Source organism: Blautia sp. BCRC 81119 (genome assembly GCF_003184505.1).
Taxonomy (GTDB): Bacteria; Bacillota; Clostridia; order Lachnospirales; family Lachnospiraceae; genus Blautia_A; species Blautia_A fusiformis.
Window position 1 is genome coordinate 59,062 of the sequence record NZ_QJHD01000013.1, and the last position, 17,318, is coordinate 76,379.

A 17,318-nucleotide genomic window follows, 5' to 3' on the forward strand; every position below is an offset into this window, starting at 1 on the left:
TATGAAGAATAACGAAGAAATGCTAAAAAAATTCCCGACAATGAAGTCCCTGGACGCTGATAAGAAAGCTTCCAAGACTTCCGAAGCAGCTCCGGCAGCTGCAGAAGTGAAAGCTGAGCCTGAAAAGATTGATTTTTCTAAGGTAAAGATTGAGCCTTTGTTTGAGGAAGCAGTTGATTTTGACACATTCAGCAAGTCAGATTTCCGTGCAGTAAAGGTTAAAGAGTGTGTTGCAGTACCGAAGTCAAAGAAACTCTTACAGTTCACTCTTGATGACGGAACAGGCACAGACAGAACTATTTTAAGCGGTATTCACGCTTATTATGAGCCTGAAGAACTGGTTGGAAAGACGCTTATCGCTATCACAAATCTTCCACCGAGAGCTATGATGGGCATTGACTCTTGCGGTATGCTCCTCAGTGCTATCCACGAAGAAGAAGGCGAAGAAAAGCTCCATCTTCTGATGGTTGATGACCATATTCCAGCAGGTGCAAAGCTCTATTAAGATGATGTAAAGATGTACCGTTTTACCGAATAGACGGGACGTACTTCATTTGATAAAAAACTAAAAAACAGCGATTTACATCAAACTTACATCATTTGATGCAGAAATCGGTGCAAGCAAGAAAAAATCGCATAATTAGTACAATGAGTGGGCAATTCCAATCGGAGTTGCCCATTTTTAAAACAAATAGAAATACAAATCGGAAGTTTACGGTCTGTAAAAGACCTTTGACACACGGAAAACATAGATGTCAATGCACTTTGATAGCGAAAATAAGACCTTTCGATTAGTATGAGTATGCAAGGAGGTGACGAGATGGAACTTGGAAAGCAAATAAAAATGCATCGTCAGGAAGCACATTTATCCCAAGAGGAGTTAGCCAATCGTGTTTATGTTTCAAGGCAAACAATCTCAAATTGGGAAAATGATAAAAGCTATCCAGATGTGAATAGTTTGGTATTACTGAGTGAAATCTTTCAAATTTCCCTTGACAATCTAATCAAAGGAGATATTGAAGTTATGAAAGATGTAATTCAAAAAGAAGAAATTGAAAAGATGAATCGCTATGGAAAATCCTACACTATAATGCTAATTGCAACTGCTGTTTCTGCAGTTCCGCTATTTATGTGGCTTGGTGTTTGGGCATTCATTCCTTGGGGAATCATTTGGGCAATCTCTATGTACTTTGCCTTTAAGGTTGAAAAGGTAAAAAAAGATAATGATGTTCAAACCTATAAAGAAATTGTCGCATTTTCTGAGGGAAAACTTTTGGATGATATTCATAAGCAACGAGAAATAGGCAAACGTCCTTATCAAAAAATTCTTTTAGTTATAGGTACTGCGTTGACAACATTTGTTGTTTGCGTTTTAATTGGTTTTCTGATGCACATCCTTTTGAACTAATAGTGATGGAACGCCAAATTCCAGTTTGTCAGGTTGCCCTTTGAGAGAGGAGAAATCCTTTTCTCAAAGGGCTTTTTCTATTTATACGGATATTCGCAAACTACAAGATAAAGCCAAAACTTCATATACTCTAAGCACAAGGAGGTTGAGGTTTGGCTATGAATAACAGTTTAGCAAAAGTACACCCGGAGCTTGTTTCGGAGTGGTCGGAAAAGAATTTAACGCTTGCGATGAATGTTAATAATAGAATGTATAATTGAGGTGCTTCGGCATCTCTTTTTTATTATTCTTTAAAAGAGTCGTATTAGGTGTTTGTAAAAAGTGACACCTTGCCGGATAGGAGTTGCGAATAAACCCCTATATCTTGAAAAAATAGATTATTTATAGTATAATGTCAAATGAGTAACTGTAACCAAAAGGAACGGAGAATACGAAGGAGCGTTACAGATGAGAATAAGCTACAATAAACTTCAAAAACTTATGATTGATAATCAAATGAAAAGACAAGATTTAATGCGTGCTGCGGAAATTTCATCGTCTGTTGCAACAAAATTAAATAAGAATGAAACAGTATCCCTTGATGTGCTTATGAGAATTTGCAAAGTATTTCATTGTGATATTGGCGATGTATGTGAAGTCATATTAGACGAATGATATGAGGAGGTCTGAAGATGGCGGCAAGTGGTAAGAAAAATATGTTTAACGAAGCTACCCGTGTCCAAATGCCAGCAATGGTTCATTTGACACGCCTTGGTTATACTTATTTTGGAAAAATAACTGAGGATATGGCAGGGACAGTATATGACCCTGATACCAATATCTTAATAGATGTTTTTAAGGAGCAGTTTGCACGGCTTAATCCTACTCACGTAGGAGAAGCGGAACAGACATTGAAAACTATTAGGCAGGAATTAGATAATGATGATATAGGACGCAGTTTTTACGAGCGTTTATCGTCTGTTTCGCCTGTTAGATTGGTGGATTTTGAAAATCCCCAAAATAATACATATCATTTTACCGCTGAGTTCACTTGTAAGCGTGACCAAGATGAATTTAGACCTGATATTACGTTGTTTGTAAATGGACTTCCACTTGTGTTTGTTGAAGTAAAGAAGCCGAATAATCACGGCGGTATGGTTGCAGAAAGCAAGAGAATGAACCAAAAGAGATTTCCTAATAAAAAATTTAGGAGATTTTTGAATATTACACAGTTGATGATTTTTTCTAATAATATGGAATATGACACTATGGGTGGTATTGTTCCGGTTCAGGGGGCATTCTACTGTACGACGGCAAAACAGTCTGCACCGTTCAACTGTTTCAGAGAAGAAAATCCTACTAATTTGGATATTGCACCTTATAATGCAGATTTCCCATATAAGGATATTGACTCGATTGTTGAAAAGAAGATATTGACTGACTTTAATTGTCAGGTTATTCATACTTCTCCGGAATATCAAACAAATTTAGATACCTATACACCAACCAACCGTGTACTGACATCTATGTGTAGTCCTGAAAGATTGCTATTTATATTAAAATATGGAATTGCCTATGTTCGTTTTCATAAAGAAATAAATGGCAAGATAGAGTTTATTGAGCAGAAACATATAATGCGTTATCAACAGATGTTTGCTGCATTAACAGTAAGAAGTAAGATTGATGAAGGTGTTAATTCAGGTGTTATATGGCATACTCAAGGTAGTGGAAAAACAGCCCTTTCTTATTACCTGACTTATGTTCTTTCTGACTATTTTAGCAAGCAAAATAAAGTTGCAAAGTTTTATTTCATTGTTGACCGCCTTGATTTGCTGAAACAGGCTTCAGAAGAATTTGAAGCTCGTGGATTGGTTGTAAAAACAGCAAGTTCCCGTGCTGAACTTATGGAACAGTTCCGTAACAATCAGGCACAAGAGGGAAATACTGGAAAACCAGAAATTACAGTTGTAAATATACAGCGTTTTGCTGAAGATAGGTCAAAAGTTGACCTTCCTGCGTATGCAACGAATTTGCAGAGAGTGTTTATTATTGATGAAGCACATAGAGGATATAAACCAGAAGGCTCATTCTTGGCTAATCTTCTTGATGCGGATAAAAATGCGATTAAGATTGCGTTGACAGGAACACCACTTTTGAAAGAAGAAAGAGAATCTTGGAGAGTTTTTGGTAATTATATTCATACATACTATTATGACAAATCAATTTTAGATGGATATACGCTGAAAATTATCCGTGAGGATATAGAAACGCAGTATAAGGAGCGACTTTCTGAAATTTATGAAAAACTTGAAACCTTGGTAGAAAAGAAAGACGTAAAGAAAAGTCAGATTGTTGAACACGATAACTATGTCAAAGAGTTGCTTAGATATATTATTTCTGACCTAAAGAGATTTAGACAAATTCAGGGAGATAATACGCTCGGCGGTATGGTCATTTGTGAAACAAGTGAGCAGGCAAGGAAGCTGTTTGCGTATTTTGATGAAATTCAAGCAGAACTTAATAAAGACGCTTCTATGAAAAGTCATTTGCGAGCTGGACTTATACTTCACGATAGTGATGACAAAGATACAAGAGATAAGATTATTGATGACTTCAAAAATAATATGACAGTTGATATTCTTATCGTTTTCAATATGCTTCTTACCGGATTTGATGCACCAAGATTGAAACGCCTGTATTTTGGTCGAAAATTGAAAGACCATAATTTGTTGCAGGCAATTACAAGAGTCAACAGACCGTATAAAGAAAACCATTATGGTTATGTCATTGATTTTGCAAATATAAAAAGGAATTTTGAGGAAACAAATGAAGCATACCTCAAAGAGCTGAACCGTTTTAATGACCCGAATGAAGTTGGTGCGGGAAATGAAACAGATACATTCAAACAGGTTATTGAAGACCCGGCAGAACTCATTAAACAAATGCAGGAAGTGCAGCAGGTTCTTTTTAACTACACCACAGATAATGCAGAAGAATTTAGTTCTGAAATATCCACGATTGAGGATAAGCAGGAATTGCTTAAACTTAAAAAAATTCTTATTGCTGCTCGTGATTGTTGTAATTTGGTAAGAACCTTTGGCGATGATGAGTTAAAGGAAACATTTGCAAAAATGGAATTAACAAAATTGCCATCATTGATTTCAGAGGTGCAACATCATATTGATAACATAAATCAGAAAGAACTTTTTGCAAGTGATGATACCACAAAGTTGCTTGTCAATGAAGCAATGGAGGATATTACTTTTAATTTCAGCAAAATCAGCGAGGAAGAATTGAAAATCGTCGGTGGTAAAGACGCAGTAACAGAAAAGTATAAAAAGACTGTTCGTGCCTTTACTCAGAATATCGACCCTGATGACCCTGAGTTTATTACTTTGCAGGAAGCATTTTTGCTTCGCTTCAAGCAACATGGTTTTGAACCTAAGAGTGTATCTGAGATTGAGGAGCAAGGAAAGGAATTGGAAGATATTCTGAAAAAGCTTGATGAATTGCAGAAGAAAAACACGGTTCTGCTGAGAAAATATAATGGCGATGCGAAATTTGCAAGGGTTCATAAAAGAATCAGGGAAGAAAATCTTGCTCGAAAAGCAGCAAATAAACAGCCGATTGTTTCAGAATATGATATGTCTATTATGAATGTTTTGCTTTCTATTAAGTCTGATATTGACCAGAAAGTGTATGACAGAAATGATATATTGAAGAAAGACGCATATTTTGAGAGAACGGTTATGACACAAATAAAAGCAGGCATTGATAAGTTGGGAATAGCGAGTGCTCGTGAGGATAGAGTATTTATACAGAGCAGGATTACAAAACAGTATCTTGACCAGTATAACCAGACTTATTCAGTGGCATAAAGGAGAACACAATGGAAGAAATAAAGACGATAAAAGAAAAAACCATAGAGTTGATAGATGCCTTAAAAGCAACTTGTCAGACCTATGGTATGGGAAACGATGGTAACGAATATAAAATTATCACTCAGGTTTTCCTTTATAAGTTCCTTAATGATAAATTCGGATATGAAGTAAAAAAAGTCAGTCCTGTTCTTAAAAATGCCGAAAAATGGGAACTTGTTTATGCAGAAATGTCGGAAGATGACCGATTGGATATTTTTGATAGTTTACCGTCAGATATTCCATTGCTTAACCCGGAACATCTCATTGCCAACTTGTGGAATCAGCAAGCAAAAGGCGATTTTGATTTGATTTTTGACAGCACGATGACAGATATAGCAGATAAGAATATTGATATATTTTCAACTCAGACTGCTCAGAATACAAAAATACCGCTTTTTGAAAAGCTGACACAGTATGTAACGGACGATACAGCAAGAGCACCTTTTGCCCGTGCTTTGGTTGATAAGTTGGTAAACTTTTCTTTTGAAGAAGCATTTGAGAAGCACTATGATTTCTTTGCAGATATATTTGAATATCTGATAAAGGACTACAATACCGCAGGCGGTGGTAAGTATGCAGAGTATTATACTCCTCACGCTATTGCAACGATTATGGCAAGATTGCTTGTTGGAAATGCAACTGATTTACATAGCATTGAGTGTTATGACCCATCAGCCGGAACAGGGACACTTTTGATGGCTCTTGCCCATAAAATTGGCGAAGATAAGTGTACGATTTTTGCACAGGATATTTCACAGCGAAGTAATAAAATGTTAAAACTTAATCTTATCCTGAACAGCTTGGTATCTTCTCTTGACCACGCAATTCAAGGAGATACGCTGATTGCTCCATATCATAAGAGTGATAATGGACAGGAATTAAGAACTTTTGATTATGTAGTTTCAAATCCGCCTTTTAAGATGGATTTCTCAGATACAAGAGAACGTATAGCAGCAATGCCCGTTCGTTTTTGGGCGGGAGTTCCGAAAGTACCTGCCAAGAAGAAAGAGAGTATGGCAATTTATACGTTGTTCATTCAGCACGTTCTTAATTCATTGAAATCAACCGGAAAAGGTGCGATTGTAGTTCCTACTGGATTTGTAACCGCAAAATCAGGTGTAGAAAAGAAGATACTACAACATATTGTGGACGAGCATATAGTTTATGGCTGTATTAGTATGCCGTCAAATGTATTTGCTAATACCGGAACTAATGTATCAGTATTGTTTTTCGATAATTCAAGAAAAACAGATAAGGTTGTACTGATAGATGCTTCAAAACTGGGAGAAGAATATAAGGACGGTAATAATCAAAAACGCAGACTTCGTGATTTTGAGATTGATAAGATTGTTGATACATTCCTTAATAAAGAAGCTGTTGATGATTTTTCAGTTGCTGTTACCTATGATGAAATCAAAGAAAAGAAATATTCACTTGCAGCGGGACAATATTTTGATGTAAAAATTGAATATGTTGAATTGTCACAGGACGAGTTTAATGCTCGTATGAGTGCCTATGCAGAGAAGTTGCAGGAATATTTTGCGGAGGGCGACAAACTGAAAACGGAAATTATGGAACAGTTAAAGAAGGTAAAGTATGAATAGAATGAAACTTGGAGAAATACTATCCGTAAAGCATGGTTGGGCTTTTAAGGGAGAGTATTTTGCAGAAGATGGAGAACAAAGTATTTTGACTCCGGGAAACTTTTTTGAAAAAGGTGGATTTAAGCCTAATAATGGGAAAGAACGTTACTATACAGGAACTTATCCAAAGGAATATTTGTGTCATAAAGGCGATTTGATAGTTGCCATGACACAACAGGCAGAGGGACTTTTAGGAAGTACAGCGTTAGTTCCTGAAAATAATAAATACTTGCATAATCAGCGAATAGGACTGATTACTTGTGATGAAAAACGTTTGAACAAATTATTTGCATATTATCTTTTTATGACCAAAAGTGTAAGAGAGCAGTTAGAACGTAGTTCATCAGGTACGAAGGTAAAGCATACATCGCCTGAAAAAATTTATGATGTTGAGGTTGAAATTCCCGATGTGATTTCTCAACAAAAAATTGCAAATTTGTTATGGTCTATTGATGAAAAAATTGCCAATAATAATGCGATAAACGATAATTTAGAGCAGCAAGCTAAGCTACTTTACAATTATTGGTTTATTCAATTTAACTTTCCAGATGAAAATGGAAATCCATATCATTCATCAGGAGGACAATTAGTGTGGAACAAAAATCTCCAACAAGAAATACCTCAAGATTGGCGTTCCGGTAATCTTTATGATATAGCGGATTATATCAATGGAATTGCATGTCAAAAATATCGTCCATCTGACGAAGAACATTCATTGCCAGTTGTAAAAATACGTGAAATGAATGGTGGCATTACTAATGACACTGAGCGTGTATCATCAACAATTCCTGCTAAAAATATTATTTCTTCAGGAGATATTTTATTTTCATGGTCAGCATCTTTAGAGGTAATAATGTGGTATGGGGTTGATGCAGGATTGAATCAACACATCTTTAAAGTCGTTCCTAAAAGCTATTTTTCTTCAGAATATGTATATTTGCAGTTGTCAGAATATCTTATACATTTTATAAAGATAGCTGAAGCAAGAAAAACAACAATGGGGCATATAACTAGTGAACATTTACAGGACAGCCACATTATATTGCCTCCAGCTAATATAATTAAAAATTTTTCTGAATATGTACGACCTATATATCAAATGAAAAAACAAATCGCTAATGAAACTAGTGAGCTAATTAAATTGCGTGATTGGTTGATACCTATGCTGATGAACGGTCAGGCTACCATCAGTGATTGATGTGGTAAATTATCGTTTACAGTAGAAGGGAAAACTATATGATAAGTGTTTCAGATTGGATAAGTATTATTTGTGCGGTGGTTGCCTTAATAGTCACGGTTATTATTGCAGTCCTGCAAATAAGACAAAGCAACCGTATGGAGAGGTTTGAAAAAAGGCAGGACAAGCGAGATGAACAGCGTCATCAAGAAAGCGTAAAAGCACAAGCGGTTTCATTCATCTCTAAATATTATAAGGATAGAGGGCTTATTCCATTATGTGCAATAGCCACGATGTATAATGATTTGTTTTATTACAACAGAGAGATGTATAGAGAATTTTGCTGTTGTACTAAAGAGGTTCAAAATAGAATTTTGGAATATTGCGGTTTGGATTTACGAGTCAGTGAGTACAGTATTTATGAAAAGTGTTTGGTTGCAATAGAAAGTGTGCTAAATAAACGCTTCCCTGATGATAAAAGTGTTTTTTACGATGGAGGGAAGTATTTTACTCGTAGCTTAGAATACTATGCTGCTAAACCAATTCCACATCAAGAGTTTGAGTATCAAAATCATATTACAGATGTTTTGGCTAATGCGTTTAATAGTAATGACAAAAAGGCTACACCAATTCAGCAGTTGTCGGTAGAATATAATTTTGAAAGTTGCGAAGGAATAGAAACATGCCAGTTGGTTACTGTTATTGCAGAGTTTTCAGCAATCTATGGGAATAAAAATAAAAACATTGATAAATCATACGGTTCTCCGGGAGGATACGATGGAGAAGTCATAGAAACAATGGAAGATTTATTCCTATTAGCCTTATTTGAAATATATACAAATTGTGTTTTATAAATTATAAGGTAAGTAAAATGATTTTTCAGAGAGGAAATGATGAATGGCATTCGATTTTAAGAAAGAATATAAAGAATTTTATATGCCGAAGAATAAGCCGCAGATTGTGGCAATTCCAAAGGCAAATTATATAGCAGTACGAGGTAAAGGAAATCCTAATGAAGAAGGCGAGGAATATAAAACTGCTATTGGTGTTTTGTATGCTGTTGCCTATACTCTCAAGATGAGTTATAAGACGGATTACAAAATAGACGGATTTTTTGAATATGTTGTACCACCGCTTGAGGGATTTTGGTGGCAGGACAATGTTGAAAGTGTAGATTATACCAACAAATCAGCTTTCAACTGGATTTCTATTATTCGTATGCCTGATTTTATTGCAAAGAAAGATTTTGATTGGGCGGTGGAAACTGCTTCAAAAAAGAAAAAGATGGATTGCTCTGGTGCAGAGTTCTTGAGTATTGACGAAGGTTTGTGCGTACAAATAATGCATATAGGAGCTTTTGATGATGAACCTGCAACCGTGGCAATGATGGATAAATATCTTGAAGAAAACGGTTATGTAAATGATTTTACTGGTGAGCGACGCCATCACGAAATCTATTTATCAGACCCAAGAAAAGTTGCACCGGAGAAATGCAAAACAGTAATAAGACACCCAATAAAGAAGGCATAAATTGAGTAAAATGAAATTAGGTCAGAGGACAACTAATGGCATCAAGTAAAGAATATTTGGAATTTGTATTAGAGCAGTTGGCAGAATTGGACGAGATTACTTACCGTGCGATGATGGGCGAATATATTATTTATTATCGTGGTAAAATTGTCGGCGGAATTTATGATGACAGATTACTTGTAAAACCGATAAAATCAGCAATTTCATATATGCCGACAGCTACTTATGAATTGCCGTATGATGGGGCAAAGGAAATGCTGCTTGTAGAAGATGTGGATAATAAGAAATTTTTAACAGGACTATTTAATGCAATGTACGATGAATTGTCAGCACCTAAGATTAAAAAGAAAAAGTAGACAGATACTATTGATGGAGCGATAGGTATATAAAAATTATGGAAACAAAGCCAAGGATTTTATATTTACAAAAGATTTTACTGGAAAGAACTGATGAAGAAAATCCTCTTTCCACAACACAGTTAATCAATATATTGAATGATGAGTACGGAATATCTGCACATAGAACTACAGTCACAAAAGACATTGCAGCACTTCAGGAGTTTGGGATGGACATTGTTACTATCCATTCTACTCAGAGCAAATACTTTGTAGCCAGTCGTAAGTTTGAATTGCCGGAACTGAAACTGCTGATAGATGCAGTAGAGTCATCGAAGTTCATTACAAAGAAGAAAAGCGAAACCCTGATTGAGAAGATACATACGATGACCAGTCCGGGACAGGTGGCAAAGCTGAAACGTAATAACTATGTGGTCAATCGAATTAAGCCGGATAATGAGCAGATATATTATATCATCGACGCTATAAATGATGCCATCAATGCAGGTAAGCAGATTTCTTTTCAGTATTATGATTATACCGGATTGAAGAAAAAGGTTCTGAAGAATAAGGGCGAAGTGTATAAGTTCAGTCCGTATAAACTTCTCTGGTGTGGGGACTATTATTATGTTCTCGGATATTCAGAGAAGAAAAGCAAGGTTATCAATTTCAGGGTAGACCGTATTGCTTCTAAGCCGGAGATACTGGCTAAGGACATTATTCCTATGCCTGATGATTTTGATATTGAGAATTACACAAAGGAAGTTTTCTTTATGTTCTCAGGCGAGAAAGTTTTGGTGGATTTACGGTGTGATAACAGCCTGATGAAAACAATGGTTGACCGTTTCGGAGAAGATGTGACAACCCTTGCGTATGATATGACGTCTTTCAGAGTACAGACCGAAGTATCAGCCAGTCCTACTTTTTTCGGTTGGGTGTTTGGCTTCAATGGCAAAGTACAGATACTTGCACCGGAAAGAGTGAAAGAACAGTACAGACAGATGATTGCAAAAGCTGATGAGAATATGCAGGAAAGCGAATAATTTGAAAATGAAATCCAAAGGAGCGGTAGCTATGGAGAATAAATTAGAAAAAATCGGTCAAAATAATTTTATGGATAATTTTGTTAAAACCGATGACATCTTAAAAGATATGTGTGGGATTATCGAATCTTCACAAAAAGCTGCATATCGAGCGGTCAATACAACGCTTATACAGAGAAATTGGCTCCTTGGTTATAGAATTGCAAGTGAAGAATTGCAGGGCGAGGATAGGGCAAAATATGGAGCTGAAATTATAAAAAAGTTAGCAAAAGAATTATCGGCTGAATATGGAAAAGGTTATACAAAGTCGAATCTATATAGCTTTTATTCTTTCTATAAGACCTATCCTGAAATTTTCCAGACATCGTCTGGAAAATCTGTTGGGTTACTGTCTTGGTCGCATTATGCAACATTATTACAGGTTAAAGAGAAGGCAGCTCGCGACTGGTATGAGAAAGAAGCCGCAAAACAGACTTGGAGTGTCCGTACTTTGCAGAGGAATATTTCTTCTCAGTATTATTACCGTATGCTCAAAACTCAGAAAAAAGAGCTTGTAGAAAGTGAAATGAAGGAACTGACTGCACCGTATCAGAATGATAAGTTGGAGTTTATCAAGAATCCGGTAGTTGCGGAGTTTTTAGGCTTTTCGCAGAATACAGATTTTACAGAGAGTGACCTTGAGAAAAGTATTCTTTCCAATTTGCAGAAATTTTTGATGGAGCTTGGAAAGGGATATGCTTTTGTGGCAAGGCAGCAGCATATCCATACGGAGAAACAGGACTATTATATCGACCTTGTGTTTTACAATTACATACTGAAATGCTTTGTCCTCATCGACCTGAAAACAGAAAAGATAACACATCAAGATGTAGGACAGATGGATATGTATATCCGTATGTATGATGAATTGAAACGTAGTGAGGGCGATAACCCAACAATCGGTATTGTTCTTTGTTCCGATACAGATGATGATATTGCCCGTTATTCTGTTATGCATGGCAATGAACAATTATTTGCTTCCAAGTACAAATTATACCTGCCGACAAAAGAAGAACTGAAAGCGGAGATTGAAACTCAAAAGGCAATGTTTTATCTTCAGCAGCAGGATAATGAAGACAGAAACAAAAACTATACTTTTAACATTGAATGAGTTAAAAAGAAATAAAATAAGAGCATTTGATCAGAATGAATTCCTTCATGATGGGAATCGATTCCGAGGGTATGCTGATCTCAGCAGTACCTGAGGAAGATGGTCATGAAGGACTGAACCTTCTGATGGTAGATGACAGAATCCCGGCAGGTGCAAAGCTGTACTAAAATTAGATATAAAACAAGAGCACTTCTCAGAGTTAATAATCAGAAAACCGAGAGGTGCTTTTTTCGTGCTAAAAAATATATCCCGGCAGTCAACTACTGCAAAACAGTATATAACAGTTGACAACAGTATTATACTGTTATATACTGTTTGCAACAGGAGGGAACATATGAAGATTATAATCAATAATACATCGATGGTACCAATTTATGAACAGATCATGGAGCAGATCAAGGCGCAGATCATCTCCGGAGAGTTAAAAGAAAATGATATATTGCCGTCCGTGAGAACAATGGCAAAGGAACTGAAGATCAGTGCACTTACTGTGAAGAAAGCATATGACAATCTGGAAGCAGAGGGCATGACAGTCACAGTTCATGGGAAAGGAACGTATGTAGCGGCTTCGAATACACAGCTGATGGAAGAAGAGCGCAGGAAAGAGGTTGAGGCGGATCTGGAAGCAGCAATTCAGAAGGGAAGGCGCTGCGGAATGAAAGAGGAAGAGATCCGTTCGTTGTTTGAACTCATCATGGAGGATGAATGATTATGTTGGAGATCAAAGGAGTAAAGAAAAGCTACGGTGAATTTCAGTTAGACTGTTCGTTAAATGTAGAAAAAGGAAGAATCACCGGTCTGGTTGGAGAGAACGGAGCCGGTAAGAGTACTTTGTTCAAGGCAGTGCTCGGACTCATTTCTTATGATGCCGGTGAGATAAAGATCCTGGGAAAAATACCGGAAGAGTTAAGTGAAAAAGAGAAAGAAGAGCTGGGAGTTGTCCTGGCAGAAACCGGATTCAGTGGATACTTGAAAGGGAAAGATGTTGAGGCAGTCCTTGCCAAATTATATCCAAAGTTTGAAGCAGAAAAATTTCATCAGATGTGTGAAGAATATCAGATTCCGTTGGATAAATTTATAAAAGAGTACTCAACAGGAATGAAAGCAAAGCTGAATCTGATCGTTGCATTGACACATCAGGCAGAATTCCTGATGCTGGATGAGCCGACAGCAGGGCTTGATGTCGGAGCGAGGGAAAGGATGCTGGATATTTTAAGAGAGTATATGGAAGAAGAGCCGGAGAGAAGTATCCTGATCAGCTCACATATTTCTTCGGACTTAGAACATCTGTGTGATGACATTTATGTGATACATAAAGGAAAGATTGTACTTCATGAAGCGATGGATACGATTCTTGAAAAATATGCAGTGTTGAAGGTCAGTGAGGAACAATATCAGGCAGTGGACAAAAGGTATCTTTTGAAAGAGAAAAAAGAGTTTTTTGGAGTTGCCTGTCTGACGAACGAGAAGCAGTATTATATAGAAAATTATCCGGAAATCGTAGTAGAGAGCGGATCACTCGATCAGGTGATCCTGATGTTGACAGGAGGCGAAAGATGATGAAAGGAATCAGAGGGCTTTTGGAAAAGGATTTTCGATTGTTTTTTCGACAGGGTGGTAATCTTTTTTTGGTGTTAGTGTTTGTAGCATTGTTTTTTATACTTACAGGAAAAAAGGCAGCTGCTTTCATTGCAATGTATATCCCATCTGTTCTGGCGATATATTCAGGTAATACGATCAGTTATGATGAAAATGGCCATGGTTACACATATTTATTTTCTTTACCCGTAAATAAAAAAATATATGTCAGAGAAAAATATATTTTTTCCTTTATCATGACAGCATGTGGATGGTGCATTGGAATGATCTGTGCAGGAATTATGGTACTCATAAATCCTGAAGAGGTGTTTGATCTGGAAATGCTGGCAATGGAGTTGATCACATTTTTTGTGTTTCAGGCAATTGCGGGAATTATGATCGCGATCAGGATAAGGTTCGAAGGAGAGAAAGGGCGAATTGTGCTGCCAATCGCAATTTTAATTATTTTTGCGATTTGTTATACAATTAGATCTTTTGTGAAGACTAACTTGGGATTAAAAGAAAGTATTCTGCATATGATAGGGGGAATAGGGGATCTTGAAATCGGGATTGCCCTCATTGTGCTAAGTCTGCTTATATGGTTTGCTTCGTATAAGTATAGTATGAGCGCCATGAAGAAGAAAGAGTTTTAAGATAGGCGTGGCAAAGATGATCCATTAAAAATAATGATTATAAAGATGTAATAGCTACCAAAAATATGAGAAAAACTTTGTGAAAAAATAGGCTTGTGTTTCGTAAGAGTCCCTTGTAAAATAGCGGTCAAGGATGAAAAGAAAAGGAGATTCTTATGGGAACTAATGAAAAAGATATGACTGCCGGATCTCCCGGAAAACTGATCATAACTTTTGCCATACCAATGATGCTTGGAAATATTTTTCAGCAGTTTTATACAATGGCAGACACCATGATCGTCGGACAAGTGGTAGGAGTTAAAGCACTGGCGGCAGTAGGTGCCGGAGATTGGCTGGTATGGCTGGTGTTGGGGATTATGACAGGTATCACACAGGGTTTTTCTATTCTTGTATCTCAGTATTATGGAGCAAGGGAAAAGGAAAATCTGAAATGTGCAGTAGCGAAAAGCTATATCATGACAGCATTACTGTCTGTGGTCGTACTCGCAGTAAGTGAAGGTACAGTTTATCATGTTCTTTTATTTTTACAGACACCGGATAATGTCATTGATCTGACAATGCTATATTTGCGGCTGATCTTTGCAGGAATCCCGATCATAGCTGCTTATAATATATTTGCAGCGATCCTTCGGGCACTTGGAAACAGCAGATCTCCGTTGATCGCAATGACAGTGGCAGCAGTGATCAATGTGGGACTGGATTTGTTATTTGTGGCGGTTTTTGGCTGGGGTATAGCCGGAGCAGCAGTGGCGACCGTTATCGCGCAGGGATTTTCTGCCTTGTACTGTTTGATCGTATTACGTAAAATCCCGGATATCCGCCTGGAAAAGAAGGACTTTTACAGGCAGCCCTCTATGAGCCTGCGGCTTTTGGAACTGGCGGTTCCTCTTGCGATACAGAATGTGATCATCTCCGTGGGAGGACTTGTGGTACAGTATGTGATCAATGGATTTGGTTTTCTGTTTGTGGCGGGATTTACGGCATCGAACAAGCTGTATGGGGTTTTGGAGATGGCTGCCGTTTCATATGGATATGCTATTACAACCTATGTGGGCCAGAATCTTGGTGCAAAAAAATACCAGAGGATTCGAAAAGGCGTGCGCAGCGGCACTTATATGGCAGTGCTCACTTCGGCTTTCATTTCCGGCATGATGGTACTGTTTGGACGTAATGTACTGTCCCTGTTTGTATCCGGTGAACCGGATCAGACCCGACAGGTATTGGATATAGCATATAAGTATTTGTTTATCATGGCTGTCTTTTTGTGGGTGCTGTATCTGCTGTATGTGTATCGTTCCGCTATCCAGGGCCTGGGTAATACTTTGATTCCGCTTGCCAGCGGCATTGCAGAATTTATAATGCGTGTCAGTGTTGCGCTGCTGCTGCCAAAACTGATCGGTGAAGATGGAATATACTATGCAGAGATCTGTGCATGGAGCAGTGCAGCTGTTTTATTATTCGTAAGTTATATGATCATTATACGGAAATATAAAGAAGTCACCGTTCATACATAATGTTATTTACTTAAGAGATTTATAATAATACAGGCAGAAAATATCCGGGTTTCACTATGAAATGTTCAGATATTTTATATTTGACAAAAAACTATTTATATAAAAAGAAAAGTATGATATTATAATATTTATTCATTGCAACTATGAAAATTGAATAGTCAGAAGGGTGTACAAAGTACTTAATAAGGAATCTGGTGAAATGCCAGAACAGCCACCGCTACTGTGACAGGGACGAAAACCAAAATATCACTGGAGAGATCCGGGAAGATGGTAAGTAGGAAGAACTGGAGTCAGGAGACTTGCCTTTTTGACAGAAGAATTCTGATTCGGATGGGATACAGAAGGAATAAGCTCTGCTTGAGGTAGAGGTTTGTTTTTTGTGCTGATATGATGCTGGATCATATCAGCTTTTTTTATTTTAACCGAATAAACAGATGAAAAATGAGGAGAGATGAAGATGGGAAAAGTAATTGCAAAGCGTTTTATATTTATGATTCCGGTAGTGCTGGCGGTTACATTTATTATTTTTATGCTGAGTTTTATATCGGCAGGTGATGCTGCCAGAGTGCTGGCGGAGAAAAAATATGAGCATCCGTCACCGGAGCAGGTAGAAGAAGTACGGCATGAGGAAGGACTGGATCAGCCGGTGCTGGTACAATACGGGAAATGGCTGGATCAGGCACTTCATGGCGATTTTGGAAAATCATATTCTACCAGAAAACCGGCTTTTGAGGAATTAAAAAGATATTTTCCACAGACATTTAAACTGGCAGTTACTTCGTTTTTATTGTTGATGATCGTATCAGTCCCTCTTGGAATTTTGTCGGCAATTTATGAAAACAGAGTTCTGGATAAAGTCATTCGCATTTTGTCGTCCCTCAGTGTATCTATGCCGTCTTTCTGGATCGGTCTGATGCTGCTCTATATATTTGGAGTAAAGCTAAAAGTGATTTCCGTGATCGGAGGAGATGCCGGAGGCATCCCGATTCTTGCGGCATTTGCCATGGATATCAGTTTCTTTGGAATTATGACGAGATTGATCCGTACCAATATGATACAGGTGCTGAAGCAGGATTACATACGTGCCAGCAGAGCTAAGGGATTGTCATCTGTAAATGTAATTTTGCGTCATGGTCTGAAAAATATCCTGATTCCTGTGCTTACACGTCTGGTATCAATTGTGATCGGTTTTTTCTGTGGCTCAGCTGTGATAGAAAGTATTTTTTCAATTCAGGGAATCGGAAATCTGGCATTGAAATCCGTGATCTCAAAAGACACTCCGGTGCTGCAATGTTTTATCTTTATTCTGGCTGTTGGCATTGTAGTATTAAATTTTCTTGTGGATATCGCCTATTCTGCGATTGACCGGCGAATCCAGTTAAAGTAAA

General features: G+C 37.4%; 15 protein-coding genes, 2 pseudogenes and 1 riboswitch. All 17 genes and pseudogenes read left to right on the forward strand.

What is annotated here, in order from left to right:
* Nucleotides 1-31: 31 nt before the first annotated feature.
* Nucleotides 32-505 (forward strand): annotated as a pseudogene (locus DMI82_RS09695) (lysine--tRNA ligase); the annotation flags it as partial.
* A 315-nt stretch (nt 506-820) separates the two neighbouring features.
* Complete coding sequence (locus DMI82_RS09705; RefSeq protein ID WP_110103169.1) at nt 821-1,408, forward strand: helix-turn-helix domain-containing protein; 588 nt, start codon at nt 821-823, stop codon at nt 1,406-1,408.
* Between the two features lie 447 nt (nt 1,409-1,855).
* Nucleotides 1,856-2,062, forward strand: a complete 207-nt coding sequence (locus DMI82_RS09710) for a helix-turn-helix domain-containing protein (RefSeq protein WP_008789334.1) — start codon at nt 1,856-1,858, stop codon at nt 2,060-2,062.
* Between the two features lie 17 nt (nt 2,063-2,079).
* Nucleotides 2,080-5,265 carry a type I restriction endonuclease subunit R gene (locus DMI82_RS09715; RefSeq protein WP_173740862.1) on the forward strand — a complete coding sequence of 1,062 codons (3,186 nt, stop codon included), beginning with the start codon at nt 2,080-2,082 and terminating at the stop codon, nt 5,263-5,265.
* Nucleotides 5,266-5,276: 11 nt separating this feature from the next.
* Nucleotides 5,277-6,911, forward strand: coding sequence for an HsdM family class I SAM-dependent methyltransferase (locus tag DMI82_RS09720; protein WP_180214239.1), 1,635 nt, complete (start codon nt 5,277-5,279; stop codon nt 6,909-6,911).
* On the forward strand, nt 6,904-8,148 hold the full coding sequence (locus tag DMI82_RS09725) for a restriction endonuclease subunit S (protein WP_110103170.1): 1,245 nt from the start codon (nt 6,904-6,906) through the stop codon (nt 8,146-8,148). The genes DMI82_RS09720 and DMI82_RS09725 overlap by 8 nt, the downstream gene beginning before the upstream one ends.
* Before the next feature lie 38 nt (nt 8,149-8,186).
* Complete coding sequence (locus DMI82_RS09730) at nt 8,187-8,981, forward strand: hypothetical protein (RefSeq protein ID WP_015526683.1); 795 nt, start codon at nt 8,187-8,189, stop codon at nt 8,979-8,981.
* Between the two features lie 43 nt (nt 8,982-9,024).
* The gene (locus DMI82_RS09735; RefSeq protein ID WP_015526682.1) at nt 9,025-9,657 is read left to right on the forward strand and encodes a GyrI-like domain-containing protein; all 633 of its coding nucleotides are present in this window, start codon (nt 9,025-9,027) and stop codon (nt 9,655-9,657) included.
* Between the two features lie 35 nt (nt 9,658-9,692).
* On the forward strand, nt 9,693-10,013 hold the full coding sequence (locus tag DMI82_RS09740) for a TfoX/Sxy family protein (RefSeq protein WP_110103171.1): 321 nt from the start codon (nt 9,693-9,695) through the stop codon (nt 10,011-10,013).
* A gap of 38 nt (nt 10,014-10,051) precedes the next feature.
* Complete coding sequence (locus DMI82_RS09745; protein ID WP_110103172.1) at nt 10,052-11,035, forward strand: helix-turn-helix transcriptional regulator; 984 nt, start codon at nt 10,052-10,054, stop codon at nt 11,033-11,035.
* A 31-nt stretch (nt 11,036-11,066) separates the two neighbouring features.
* Nucleotides 11,067-12,185, forward strand: a complete 1,119-nt coding sequence (locus DMI82_RS09750) for a PDDEXK nuclease domain-containing protein (RefSeq protein WP_110103191.1) — start codon at nt 11,067-11,069, stop codon at nt 12,183-12,185.
* Between the two features lie 47 nt (nt 12,186-12,232).
* A pseudogene (locus DMI82_RS09755) lies at nt 12,233-12,352 on the forward strand (methionine--tRNA ligase subunit beta); the annotation flags it as partial.
* Nucleotides 12,353-12,519: 167 nt separating this feature from the next.
* Entirely contained in the window at nt 12,520-12,894 is a 375-nt protein-coding gene (locus DMI82_RS09760; protein WP_015526677.1) for a GntR family transcriptional regulator, read from the forward strand.
* A gap of 2 nt (nt 12,895-12,896) precedes the next feature.
* Entirely contained in the window at nt 12,897-13,745 is an 849-nt protein-coding gene (locus DMI82_RS09765) for an ABC transporter ATP-binding protein (protein ID WP_059086424.1), read from the forward strand.
* Complete coding sequence (locus DMI82_RS09770) at nt 13,742-14,416, forward strand: ABC-2 transporter permease (protein WP_059086423.1); 675 nt, start codon at nt 13,742-13,744, stop codon at nt 14,414-14,416. The genes DMI82_RS09765 and DMI82_RS09770 overlap by 4 nt, the downstream gene beginning before the upstream one ends.
* A gap of 155 nt (nt 14,417-14,571) precedes the next feature.
* Nucleotides 14,572-15,930: an MATE family efflux transporter gene (locus tag DMI82_RS09775; RefSeq protein WP_015526673.1), complete on the forward strand. Its 1,359-nt coding sequence runs from the start codon at nt 14,572-14,574 to the stop codon at nt 15,928-15,930.
* A gap of 147 nt (nt 15,931-16,077) precedes the next feature.
* Nucleotides 16,078-16,251: riboswitch (cobalamin riboswitch) on the forward strand.
* Between the two features lie 136 nt (nt 16,252-16,387).
* Nucleotides 16,388-17,317 (forward strand): ABC transporter permease, encoded by a 930-nt coding sequence (locus DMI82_RS09780; RefSeq protein ID WP_015526672.1) that lies wholly within the window; start codon nt 16,388-16,390, stop codon nt 17,315-17,317.
* Nucleotide 17,318: the final 1 nt, after the last annotated feature.

Excerpts from the sequence above, each read along its gene's own strand:
- DMI82_RS09705 (WP_110103169.1), top strand. The coding sequence starts at position 821 with ATGGAACTTGGAAAGCAAATAAAAATGCATCGTCAGGAAGCACATTTA.
- DMI82_RS09710 (WP_008789334.1), top strand. The coding sequence starts at position 1,856 with ATGAGAATAAGCTACAATAAACTTCAAAAACTTATGATTGATAATCAA.
- DMI82_RS09715 (WP_173740862.1), top strand. The coding sequence starts at position 2,080 with ATGGCGGCAAGTGGTAAGAAAAATATGTTTAACGAAGCTACCCGTGTC.
- DMI82_RS09720 (WP_180214239.1), top strand. The coding sequence starts at position 5,277 with ATGGAAGAAATAAAGACGATAAAAGAAAAAACCATAGAGTTGATAGAT.
- DMI82_RS09725 (WP_110103170.1), top strand. The coding sequence starts at position 6,904 with ATGAATAGAATGAAACTTGGAGAAATACTATCCGTAAAGCATGGTTGG.
- DMI82_RS09730 (WP_015526683.1), top strand. The coding sequence starts at position 8,187 with ATGATAAGTGTTTCAGATTGGATAAGTATTATTTGTGCGGTGGTTGCC.
- DMI82_RS09735 (WP_015526682.1), top strand. The coding sequence starts at position 9,025 with ATGGCATTCGATTTTAAGAAAGAATATAAAGAATTTTATATGCCGAAG.
- DMI82_RS09740 (WP_110103171.1), top strand. The coding sequence starts at position 9,693 with ATGGCATCAAGTAAAGAATATTTGGAATTTGTATTAGAGCAGTTGGCA.
- DMI82_RS09745 (WP_110103172.1), top strand. The coding sequence starts at position 10,052 with ATGGAAACAAAGCCAAGGATTTTATATTTACAAAAGATTTTACTGGAA.
- DMI82_RS09750 (WP_110103191.1), top strand. The coding sequence starts at position 11,067 with ATGGAGAATAAATTAGAAAAAATCGGTCAAAATAATTTTATGGATAAT.
- DMI82_RS09760 (WP_015526677.1), top strand. The coding sequence starts at position 12,520 with ATGAAGATTATAATCAATAATACATCGATGGTACCAATTTATGAACAG.
- DMI82_RS09765 (WP_059086424.1), top strand. The coding sequence starts at position 12,897 with ATGTTGGAGATCAAAGGAGTAAAGAAAAGCTACGGTGAATTTCAGTTA.
- DMI82_RS09770 (WP_059086423.1), top strand. The coding sequence starts at position 13,742 with ATGATGAAAGGAATCAGAGGGCTTTTGGAAAAGGATTTTCGATTGTTT.
- DMI82_RS09775 (WP_015526673.1), top strand. The coding sequence starts at position 14,572 with ATGGGAACTAATGAAAAAGATATGACTGCCGGATCTCCCGGAAAACTG.
- DMI82_RS09780 (WP_015526672.1), top strand. The coding sequence starts at position 16,388 with ATGGGAAAAGTAATTGCAAAGCGTTTTATATTTATGATTCCGGTAGTG.